The sequence below is a fragment of the Prosthecobacter sp. genome, from assembly GCF_044373815.1.
In the GTDB taxonomy this organism is placed as follows: domain Bacteria; phylum Verrucomicrobiota; class Verrucomicrobiia; order Verrucomicrobiales; family Verrucomicrobiaceae; genus Prosthecobacter.
This window is the reverse complement of record NZ_JBIPNG010000220.1, coordinates 1-10,376: the sequence shown is the minus strand read 5'-3', so window position 1 is coordinate 10,376 and position 10,376 is coordinate 1. Positions and strand designations below refer to the sequence as shown.

Genomic DNA, 10,376 nt, shown 5'->3' with positions numbered 1-10,376 from the left:
CGCGGAATTCCGGCTCTGCCTCCAGCTTTTCCCAGTTCACAGGTGTTTTTTCGCTCATAGTGGGGCGGAGAGTATGGAGACAGACGCTGGATGGCAAGAGTGGAAAGCAGCGGAGGTGAAAATGCCCCGCGTTTTCCAGTCTCGATGACAGACCGTTGCTTGACTCTTTATGAAGCACCTTGAAATGGGCGCATGATTCCACGGCAAAAATGCGCGCATTGCGGGAAACTCGCGAATTTTAAAGACGAGTTCTGCACCTCCTGCTGGAGTCACCGTACCAAGGGCAAGGTGCTAACCGACGAGCAGATCACCACATGTGAGGCACAGTATGCCGCATTGAATGAGAAGAAGCGCTGGCAGGCTAAACTGGGGGCATGGCAGAACCGGCTGCTGCTTCCGACCATCCTGATGGTCCTCTGGAGCGTCTACGGAGTTTTTACGTTGCTGCCCTTCTATTTCAAATTCGGTCTGGGCCAGCTTGAGCTCGCCATCAGCGTGTTTTGCTCGGCGAGTTTTGCCATTGGCGGCTATTTAGTCGGCGGAGCCAGGGCACTCAAGGCCGCCTGCTATTTGCTGATCCTCGCCAGCCTCGCCGCCACTTACCACATCGGAGACTATTTGATGGAATTGCTGCATGATGAAGCAGAGATCGACGAAGGGTTTCTCTACAGCTGCATTCGTCTGCTGTTCTGCGGTACGATTCTGATCTCATCCATCCAGATTCTGCGCCTCAAACGCCCTGCTGCCTGATCTTTGGACGGTAAAGGTCAGGGCGGATTGCCTCCACAAAAAAGGCACGCAGCCACGGTTTGCACGGCTTGCTCCTTGAGCACTGTATGTCCCTGCGCCACTGGTGCGTCCTAATGGAAGCATGGATCGTCATCGGACTGCTCGTCGTAGCTGTCATCGCCTTTGCCACGGAAAAAATCTCCGTGGATCTCGTCACTTTGTCGATGCTGTGCGTGCTGGTCATGTGTGGCATTTTGAAGGCTGACCGCGCATTTGCCGGATTTGGCGATCGGGTGATTATCCTGCTGGCGGCGATTTTTGTGATTGGTGCCGCGCTGCGTGAGACCGGTGTGCTGGACATGATGGGCGGTGTGCTGGCGCAGACTTTCGGCACCCAGCCGAAGCGGCTCATGGGTTTCATGATGGCCGTGGTGGGCGGTGTGTCCGCCTTCATGAACAACACTACCGTCACGGCCGTGTTTGTGGGTCCGGTGATGGGCCTCTCGCGCAAGCTGCGCATCCCCCCCTCACGCCTCCTGATGCCACTGGCTTTCGCTTCGTTGATGGGTGGTACGTGCACGCTGATCGGCACCTCCACGAACGTCGCCGTGAGCGGCGCGATCACCAAGCTGGGTTTGGAGCCGCTGCGCATGTTTGAATTCACCGGGATCGGCCTGGTGCTGATGCTGACCGGCATCGTTTACATGGTTTTCATTGGTACCCGCCTGGTGCCTGAACGCGACAAGGCTGCGGCTGTTGCCGGTGATGCCATGCGTGACTACCTCGCCGAGGTTATGGTGCTGCCCAGTTCGCCTCTCATCGGCCAGGCCGCCTTTGATTCGGATTTCTCCGCGTTGGACTTTCAAGTCATGAAAATCCGCCGGGCCGACCAGCCTCTGGATGCCGGACCCAATCTCCGCTTTGAAGAAGGCGATGTCGTTCTCGTGGCCGGCAAGGTGGAAAATCTGATCCGGGTGAAGAAGATCGAAGGTCTCGACATTCTCGAAGACGTCACGCTGCGCAGCTCCGGCGTGGACATGCGCGATGCGCAGATCGCGGAAGTCGTTCTCACTCCGCGCTCCGGTTTTGTCGGCCGGTCCTTGCGCGACAACAACTTCCGCCAGCGCACCGGTCTTTCGGTGCTGGCCCTGATGCGTGGAGATCGCACGCTGATGCATCACATGGCGGATGAGAAACTGCGGGCAGGCGATGTGCTGCTGCTGCAGGGGCCGGGAGACCGCTTCCGCGTCTTCGAGGAAGGCAATGACATGATCGTCATCACACAGCATCAATTCAGTGCAGAAGCGCGCCGGCGCGGCGTCATGCTGCTGGGTGCCTTTGTTCTCGCCGTGATCGTTAGCAGCATCGGCTGGGTGCCTGACACCATCGCCTTCGTCATGGTCGCCATCATGGCCGTCCTGACACGCTGCATTAAACTGGAGAACGCCTATGCCAACATCGACTGGCGGCTGCTCATCCTGATCGGCGGCATGATGGCCTTTGGTGAGGCGATGCAGGTCTCGGGCGCCTCCAGCATGATCGCCAATTTCATCACCGGCTGGCTGCAGCCCTGGGGAGTCTTTGCGGTCTTTGCCGGATTCTGCCTGCTGACGATCCTGCTCACCCAGCCGATGTCCAACGCCGCAGCGGCGCTCGTCGTGCTGCCGGTGGCCTTGCAGGCTGCTGCCAGCATGGGTGCCAGTCAGCGCGCCTTTGCCATCGGTGTCATGCTCAGCGCCTCCGCCTCCATGCTCACGCCGTTTGAGCCCAGTTGCATCCTCGTCTATGGCCCCGGGAAATACCGCTTCGCAGACTTCATCAAAGTGGGCGGTGGTTTGACCCTCGTGATGCTGATCGTGATCCTGGCCATGGTACCGGTGTTCTGGCCACTGAAGTAGGGGCCATCATACGCAGCTGTTAATGCGGCAAACGAAGCGCACTACGCCTTGTTCATGCGAGAACGCGCAGAAGATGTGGGTTCATGCTGTGCCAGCGATTTTGATGCTGAACTTCAAAAGCATCCTAACTGGTTGATGGGACTCCAAGTGCTGTAGAGGCCTCAAAAGCTGACTTGTTCCCAGCTCTTATGATTGGGGTTAGCTAGTTTGTTAAATTACTCATATCCGTAAGTACTGCGAACAAGCGCAACAAGTGAGTTCCCCTTTGGAAACACAAGGGTTCCACGGGCAAAGGAGCTGTGAACGGATCCGGCAGGAATTGTGAGCGAACTCGAACAACCCGGACTGTTCACCTTTGCTCTCATACCTTACGGTTTTGTTGGTCCAGTTGTGCACGAGTTGTTCGCAGCAATTCTTGGAGCGCTGGATTGTCGAGCGCGGCCTGGGCTGCCACCACTTCGGCGTCTTTTTTGCTACGACCAGTGCCCCGCCCGAGCTGGGTGCCCCGCCAGGAGACGGTGGCGATGAAGTTTTTCGCGTGATCCGGCCCCTCAGAACCGACGATCTCATAGACCGGCGGCTCCACGCCCACGGCTTGAATGAGTTCCTGAAGCTGTCCCTTGGGATTGGCATCCAGCTGGCCGCGATTCAGTGCTTCGAGATCTTCGGCGAAGAGCCGTGCGGCAAATTGATGAGCTGCGTCCGTTCCGGAATCGAGGTGGATGGCACCTGCGACGGCTTCTAGGACATCGGCGAGGGTGGATTCGCGGTCCCGACCGCCGTTTGCCTCTTCGCCACGCCCTAGGTGCAGGTAGGCACCGAGTCCGATGCGACGGGAGATGCGCGCCAACGCCTTTGTGGAGACGAGCTGGGCGCGTGCCTGGGTCAGCACGCCTTCGTCGGCCTGAGGAAGGCGCTGATAGAGCAGATGCGACAGGGCGAGCTGCAGCACGGCATCGCCGAGGAATTCGAGGCGCTGGTTATCCGAGTGAACGCGCTGGTTTTCATAACCGACGCTTCCATGCGTGAGCGCGAGCTGGAGCAACGCGGGGTCGCGAAAGGTGTGGCCTATGACTTGTTCCAGCGGTTGCATGTGTGCTCTTTTGTAGCCGGAAGTCCGGCAGCACTCCATGAAAAAAGTGGGGTGACCGACGGGACTCGAACCCGCAACAACCAGAATCACAATCTGGGGCTCTACCGTTGAACTACGGCCACCATCTCTACCGAGAGTCGAGCATAGTACTCGGGACGAGCGTTTGCGCCAGTGAAAAATCAGGGGTGGGGAAAGTCAGGGTGGAAAGCGCGCCTACGGGTTCAGTCTTTCCGCCGGAACCAGACCCACGGCAGGGCGAAAGCGGCGGTGATCAGCACGGTGAGCACGCCAATCATGGCGGTCATGCCGAGGGTGATGAGTCCGCGATTGCTGCCTACTGCCAGGGCACCGAATCCCAAGCCGGTGCTGAGACCGCAGTAGGCGAGCGAACGGCCCAGTGAGGCAACGCGTTCGCGGGTCATGCCGGGTTCGCGCAGGGAATGCATCACATGAATGGTGAAATCGAGACCCAGACCCAGGCAGAGAGGAATGGCCCCGACGCTCATCAGATTCCAAGTCAACCCCCAGGCGGACATGCCTCCGAGGAGAATCCAACCACTGGCTGCGAGGGTGACGAAGGCGAAGGCTCGCTCACGCCAGCCATGAAAGACCAGCAGAAACAGGAGGCAGGCGATGACGATGGTGGGCACGCAGACGTACAGGATTTCACGCTTCAGCAGGGGTTCCAGCGAAGTGCGCAGAAAGGCCCAGCCGGCGGGATGAGCGCCCGGGACTTTTTCCAGTTCATGCAAGACGGGCGCGTTCTCCAAGGATCGCCCCAGAGCGAGGCGTATGGAACCCATCGCCATCAAACCGTGTTTGTCGTGCTGGGAGACAATCCCGCCGAGATTTTCGAGCACGATAGGCTTGGGCCAGAGCGGCAGTGCTGTTTTGGCTGCGTCCCATTCGCGCAGCTGCTTGAAGACATTCTGTGTCAGGGCATAGGCGACATCGGTGAATCCGGCGGCATCGACGGCTTGCTTGAGAGCGTCTTCACGTGCGGCGAGGGTTTGCAGCGCGGCAAGATTTGTCTTCTGCGCGTCCGCATTGGGAACCAAGGCAAGCGGCAGCAACTGGGCTTCGACTTCGTCGCTTTTGAGTGTTTTCTGGGATGCGAGGATGCTCTGGCGCAGGGCGGTGGCATCGGCGGCCGCGAAGACGACTGGCACGTTGCGTCCCGGCTCGTTGCTGGTGTTCAGCATACGTTGCTCAATATCTTCCAGAACGTCGAAGGCCTCGCTCTTGTCAGGACGCAGCACGGCAGAGCCGAAATCCATCCTCGGCAGACCCTTCCATCCCACCACCGCAGTGGCGGCGATGAGGGCGATCAAAACGAGCCACACCATGATGCCCTGCATTCTCATGGCCAGGCGAATGCTGCCATGATGCTCCTCCAGTTTGCCCGTGGTCATGCCCAGAGGCAGAAAGCCAAAGATCATGACCGCAGCGCCGATCAGCACTCCGAGCGCCGACAACACACCGAGCTGCGCGACGCCAGGAAGCTGGCTGAGACCCAGCATGGCGAAGATGCCAGCGATGCTGACCGCAGACCACGTGACGCTGGGCAGCGCACGCCGGCAAATGCTGCCAAATCGTTCGCCCGGATGCTCGCGTGACACATGGAGGCCGTAGACACCGAAGTCCTCGATCAAACCCGTGAGGATCGCCGCGAAGCCCATCGACATCACATTGAGAGAGCCATAGATCACGCCCGCTGTGCCGAGCGTGAGCAGGTTGGCGCAGAGAATGGCGAGCAGCAGCCAGAGCAGCGGTTTCACACTGCGGTGCAGCAGCCAGAAAAGAAAGCCGACGATGAAGGTGACGGCACCAATCGACTGCCGCATGTCCCCTTCCATGCCGGTGGCGATTTCTGCCTGAAATGCCGGGTCGCCGGTGAAGCCGATCTTCACACCAACAAGTTCTTTTTGCTGGGGCAGCCATTCTTCACGCACTGCCTTCTTGATCTGCGTGAGCCACGCATTGGCCGCACGATAGTCGGCAAGTGCCTGACCCGGTGGAGTGACAAACAGCAGGCGCAGCGTGCCATCGGCGCTGCTGAATTCATCGCTCATCAGGCTGCTCATGTCGCCACCACTGCTCATGAGCGCCAGCGCACCGCGTGCGAGGCCGAGCGGATCGTAGCCGCTGAGCGTGGCGTTTTGCAGATCCAGAGAAGAAGCGGCGGCCTCTTTGGATTTGGCGAGCAGGGCCGTGATCGAAGCGGGATCAAGTGAAGAGATGAGCTTCGCCACCTCCTGCGGCGGTGCATTGAGCCAGAGATAGGCGACGACTTCGGCGATGATCGCAGGATCGGATTGCAGCAGGGATTTGCTGCGCACGCTGGCACAGAGCTCAGGCTTGGCGGCCAGATGTTCGGCCAAGGCATCCGCCGTGACTTCAGCGAGTGCCGGATCATCGGCCTGCACGGCAATGAGCAGCAGATTGCGCTTCTGCTCGCGCAGCAGGCGTGTGCCCTGCAGTCCTGGCAGCTCCTGTGGCAGCAGGCTGAGCGGATCCACATCGAAATCCAGCCGCGAAACGCCGAACGCTCCCGCCACGATGACGAGCAGGACAAAGAGCAGGCGGAGATAGGCTGGTTTCATGCGCGGTTGAAAGAAGCGGAGTCAGGCGGGAAGTCCACTGTCGAATGTCTTGACGTGTCCGCTGCCTCCCTCCAGCATCGCGGCCATGTTTCTCCTTGCCGCAACTTCGGCCAGCTACTGGCCCTTCGTCGTTCTCGCTATCAGCGTCGCTTTTATCATCATCGCGATCAGCGCGCTCCGCATGCATGCGTTTGTGGCATTGATTCTCGCGGCCTTGCTGGCAGGTCTGCTCGCGAACAAAAGCTCGTGGGACATTGTACAAAAGGATGGCTCGGTGAAGGCGATGTCCTCCATGGTCGGCGTGGTGGAGATGGTGTCCAAAGGACTGGGCGACACGGCGCGTGACATAGCGATCTCCATCGCCCTGGCGGCGATCATTGGCATGTGCCTGATGGAAAGCGGCAGTGCTGACAAGGTGGTGCGCCGCTTCCTGGCGTTCTTTGGCGAGAAGCATGCGGGCTGGGCGCTGCTGTGGAGCACCTTCATCCTGAGTGCGCCGATCTTTTTCGACACGATGTTCATGCTGATGGTGCCGCTGGCGATGGCGCTGCGCATGCGCACGGGGAAGGATTACACGCTCTACCTGATGGCGATCTGCTGTGGCGGCACGGTGACGCATTCCATGACGGTGCCACATCCGGGACCGGTGGCGGTGGTGGATGACCTGCACCTGAATGTGGGCGAATCCATCATCGGTGGCATGATGATCGGTGCCATCACCTGCGTGTTTGGTTTCATGTTCAGCAAGTGGCTGAACCGTCGTACCGATGTGCCGCTGCGTGCCACAGGCGGTGTTTCGCTGGATGATCTGAAAAGCGAGAGCGCGAAGCCGGAGAGCGAGCTGCCGAGCTTCTTCTGGAGCATGACACCGGTGCTGCTGCCGATCATCTTGATCAGTCTGACGACGGTGTTTGAACTCGCGCACAAAGGCGCTGCCACCGGCGCAGGCTGGGGTGTGGCGCTGGTGAATTTCTTCGGTGGCGATCAGAGCTTCACGGCCGTGCGTGCCTGGGTGGACTTCATCGGGCACAAGAACATCGCGTTGTTCATTGGTGCGGCCATCTCACTTTGGGTGCTCGCCAAGCAGCGCGGCTTTGGCTTGAAGAAAGTGGAGGAGCTCGTGGGTCCCCCGCTGGAAACCGCAGGGATGATCATCTTGATCACGAGCGCCGGCGGTGCCTTTGGTCTGGCTCTGCGCAGCGCGGGTGTGGGCGATGCCGTGAAGGTGCTGGCGCAGGGCTACAGCCTCAATCTCGTGCTGCTGGGCTGGCTCGTGGCCGCCGTGGTGCGCGTGGCTCAAGGCTCCGCTACCGTCGCGATGCTCACCACTTCTTCCATCATGGCACCCATGCTGGTCGGCACGCAACTCGGCTGCCATCCCGTCTATCTCTTCACCGCCATCGGCTTCGGCGCGATGTTCTGCTCCTGGATGAACGACAGCGGATTCTGGGTGGTGAACCGCCTGAGCGGCATGACCGAGAAGGAAACCCTGCGCACTTGGAGCCTGCAGCTCACGGCAGATTCGATCATCGGACTCTTGGTCACACTCACCTTGAGCAAACTGCTGCCGATGGTGTAAGGGTCGCGTGCTCATGTCTGACATCGCCACGCATTCCCAACTCAGCGCGCTCATCCGCCACCGTCGTTCCATCAAGCCGGTGGACATGGATGCGACGCGGAGTGTCGAGCGTGCGCTGCTCACGCAGGTGCTGGAAGATGCGACGTGGGCGCCGACGCATGGTTTGACGGAGCCGTGGAAATTCATCGTGCATCAAGGCGCGGGCCGTGCGCGACTCGCGGAAACGATGCAGCGGGTTTATCGCGAGACGACGCCAGCGAACGAGTTCCGCGAGGACAAGATGAAGAAAATGAGCGAGAACCCGTTGCTCTCACCGGTGGTGATCGCTTGTGTGATGGAGCGGCGCGGTGGCGCAAAGATTCCCGAGGTGGAAGAGATCGAGGCGGTGGCCTGTGCGCTGCAAAATCTGCAGCTCTCTGCCACGGCGGCTGGCCTGGGATGCTACTGGTCATCCCCTCCCCTGCTGGGCACGCGTGAGTTTTCAGAGTATCTGCAAATCGGCGCGGAAGATCGCTGCGTGGGTCTCATTTATCTTGGCTGGCCGCGTGCCGGACTGAACTGGCCAAAGAGTGTGCGGCAGCCCGTCGAATCCAAAACCCAATGGCGCAATGACTGAGTGGTTCACCAGCGCCTGGCATACCACGGTCCACTTTTTTACCACCATGCCGTGGCAGATGTGGGGTGTGTGGATGCTGACGATCTGCCTGCTTCTCGTGGGCATCATTGGTTCGGTGGTACCTTTTCTGCCGGGGCCTATGTTGATTTTTGCGGCAGGCATATTGCACACTGTGCTGCGTCCTGAATCCGGCATGAGCGCCTGGGGCATCGTGATTTTATCGCTCGGTCTGGTGCTGTCTTATGTCATTGATTTCGTCAGCGGTGCGATGGGCGCACGCTGGTTTGGCGCGAGTCGCTGGGGCATCGCCGGCGTGTTCATCGGCGGTATCGTAGGCATGTTCTTCATCCCCTTTGGCCTGGTGCTGGGTCCGCTGATCGGCGGCGTTTCCTTTGAGCTGATCTTTGCCAAGAAGAGGCTGCAGCCTGCGGCGAAATCGGCCTGGGGATCGCTGCTGGGTACCGGCGTGGGCCTCGTGCTGCGCTTGATCGTGGCGCTGGGCATGGTGGCCACGTTCTTTCTCGACGCGCTGGTGTGGTGAGGCATCAAGCCTTGCCCTGCAGCAGCATGCGCGCGCCAAAGACGACGAGGATGGTGCCGAAGATGCGCGTGAGTGTTTCGTTGCTCATCGACTTCAACCAGCCCGCGCCAAAGTAGGCGAAGATGGACGCGGAGACCGCGGTGATGGCGGCGACTTTCCATTCCACATAGCCATGCTTGGCATTCTGCGTGGTAGCCATCAAAGCGGTGGGAATGATGATGGCGAGCGAAGTCGCGACGGCTGTCTTGTGCGGCAGTTTGAGGAAGAACACAAACGCGGGCACCATCACCACACCACCGCCGACGCCGCATAAAGCTGCGACAACACCGCTGACGATGCCGATGGCGAGACAGGTGAGGATGGTGGAAGTGGTCATGATGGATTAGCGGGATTGTCTGGCGAGCAGGCCGACGAGCAGACGCTCAAGCACGAGCTTGGGATCGAGCGATGAAGTGACGAGTTTGGAGTTGGCAGCGAGGCAGGCTTTGAATCCTGCGTGGAGTTCTTCGAGTGAGAAGTTGCCGGTCTCGGGGATGGCGAGAAACATCGGATAGGCGTTGAAGCCGGTGCCGTCTTTCTTGCGCGGCAGATGCGAGGTGGCCGTTGATGGCAGGCTTTCGAGCGAGGAGCAGAAGCCGGCGTAGTTGAACTTGTTGATCTTGTGGCGTGAGCCGAGGTCTTTGATGAGCAGCAGGCTCCGCACGCGTGGCACGATGGCGGCGAGCAGCAGGCCGATGGCGTTCTGCCCCTGATACATGAGCGTGCTGAGGAGCTCGAGCGCGCGTGGCAGATCGCGTTTGCCAATGGCGTTGCCGAGATCCCACAGCACACCGGCGCGGCTCATGGACACCATGCTTTGCACGGTCTTCAGTCCGGCACGGCGGCGCTCGCCGAGAAAGAGATCGATCTTTTCGAGTTCGTTCTCCATCTGCCGTGTGTCATCGCCGGCCATCTGCACCAGCAGCTCCAGCGCACCGCTTTCAAAGGTGATGCCGAGTTCCTTCGCCTTGCGTGAGGCCATGGCGAGCACCGGGCCTTCCCATCCGGCACGCGAGGTGTCGGGTTTGTCGAAGACTTCGAAGGCGGCGATCTTCGAGATGCGTTTGTAGGTGTTGCGCCGTTTGTCGATGCCAGTCGCGCTGATGACAAAACTCACGTCACTGCCGAGCCCACGTTCGATCACATCCAGGATGCGTTCGAATCCGTTCACCGCATCCTGTCCTTTGCCCGGACCGGAGTCCCCGAGGAAGTTCGCGTACTTCAACCACACTACTTTGCTGCCACCAAAGAAGGGCAATGTTTGCAACGCCATGCACA

General features: G+C 59.9%; 9 protein-coding genes and 1 tRNA gene. 5 read left to right on the top strand and 5 right to left on the bottom strand.

The genetic code is table 11. The annotated features are described in order from the left end of the window. Positions 1-192 precede the first annotated feature (192 nt). Positions 193-750: a hypothetical protein gene (locus ACIREA_RS17715; RefSeq protein WP_397383648.1), complete on the top strand. Its 558-nt coding sequence runs from the start codon at positions 193-195 to the stop codon at positions 748-750. Positions 751-836: 86 nt separating this feature from the next. After that, complete coding sequence (locus ACIREA_RS17710; RefSeq protein ID WP_397383647.1) at positions 837-2,627, top strand: SLC13 family permease; 1,791 nt, start codon at positions 837-839, stop codon at positions 2,625-2,627. A gap of 361 nt (positions 2,628-2,988) precedes the next feature. Here the strand turns inward: ACIREA_RS17710 and rnc are convergent, their stop codons facing one another. From rnc to ACIREA_RS17695, 3 genes are all read right to left on the bottom strand, one after another. Beyond that, positions 2,989-3,720, bottom strand: a complete 732-nt coding sequence (rnc, locus tag ACIREA_RS17705) for a ribonuclease III (protein WP_397383646.1) — start codon at positions 3,718-3,720, stop codon at positions 2,989-2,991. A 47-nt stretch (positions 3,721-3,767) separates the two neighbouring features. Beyond that, positions 3,768-3,842: transfer RNA gene (locus tag ACIREA_RS17700), tRNA-His, on the bottom strand. Positions 3,843-3,941: 99 nt separating this feature from the next. Next, positions 3,942-6,323, bottom strand: coding sequence for an MMPL family transporter (locus ACIREA_RS17695; RefSeq protein WP_397383644.1), 2,382 nt, complete (start codon positions 6,321-6,323; stop codon positions 3,942-3,944). Between the two features lie 85 nt (positions 6,324-6,408). Between ACIREA_RS17695 and ACIREA_RS17690 the strand changes: the two genes are divergently transcribed. The 3 genes from ACIREA_RS17690 to ACIREA_RS17680 are packed head-to-tail and all read left to right on the top strand — an operon-like array spanning position 6,409 to position 9,059. Further along, positions 6,409-7,902, top strand: a complete 1,494-nt coding sequence (locus ACIREA_RS17690) for a GntP family permease (RefSeq protein ID WP_397383643.1) — start codon at positions 6,409-6,411, stop codon at positions 7,900-7,902. Between the two features lie 13 nt (positions 7,903-7,915). Further along, entirely contained in the window at positions 7,916-8,518 is a 603-nt protein-coding gene (locus ACIREA_RS17685) for a nitroreductase (protein WP_397383642.1), read from the top strand. Beyond that, the gene (locus ACIREA_RS17680) at positions 8,511-9,059 is read left to right on the top strand and encodes a DUF456 domain-containing protein (protein WP_397383641.1); all 549 of its coding nucleotides are present in this window, start codon (positions 8,511-8,513) and stop codon (positions 9,057-9,059) included. Before ACIREA_RS17685 ends, ACIREA_RS17680 begins: the two co-directional genes overlap by 8 nt. A 4-nt stretch (positions 9,060-9,063) precedes the next feature. Here the strand turns inward: ACIREA_RS17680 and ACIREA_RS17675 are convergent, their stop codons facing one another. Next, complete coding sequence (locus tag ACIREA_RS17675) at positions 9,064-9,435, bottom strand: sulfite exporter TauE/SafE family protein (RefSeq protein ID WP_397383640.1); 372 nt, start codon at positions 9,433-9,435, stop codon at positions 9,064-9,066. 6 nt (positions 9,436-9,441) lie between these two features. Further along, on the bottom strand, positions 9,442-10,376 hold a 935-nt coding region (holA, locus tag ACIREA_RS17670; RefSeq protein WP_397383639.1), incomplete at its 5' end, for a DNA polymerase III subunit delta.

Coding starts and splice junctions, on each gene's coding strand:
- ACIREA_RS17715 (WP_397383648.1), top strand. CDS start 193: ATGATTCCACGGCAAAAATGCGCGCATTGCGGGAAACTCGCGAATTTT.
- ACIREA_RS17710 (WP_397383647.1), top strand. CDS start 837: ATGTCCCTGCGCCACTGGTGCGTCCTAATGGAAGCATGGATCGTCATC.
- rnc (WP_397383646.1), bottom strand. CDS start 3,720: ATGCAACCGCTGGAACAAGTCATAGGCCACACCTTTCGCGACCCCGCG.
- ACIREA_RS17695 (WP_397383644.1), bottom strand. CDS start 6,323: ATGAAACCAGCCTATCTCCGCCTGCTCTTTGTCCTGCTCGTCATCGTG.
- ACIREA_RS17690 (WP_397383643.1), top strand. CDS start 6,409: ATGTTTCTCCTTGCCGCAACTTCGGCCAGCTACTGGCCCTTCGTCGTT.
- ACIREA_RS17685 (WP_397383642.1), top strand. CDS start 7,916: ATGTCTGACATCGCCACGCATTCCCAACTCAGCGCGCTCATCCGCCAC.
- ACIREA_RS17680 (WP_397383641.1), top strand. CDS start 8,511: ATGACTGAGTGGTTCACCAGCGCCTGGCATACCACGGTCCACTTTTTT.
- ACIREA_RS17675 (WP_397383640.1), bottom strand. CDS start 9,435: ATGACCACTTCCACCATCCTCACCTGTCTCGCCATCGGCATCGTCAGC.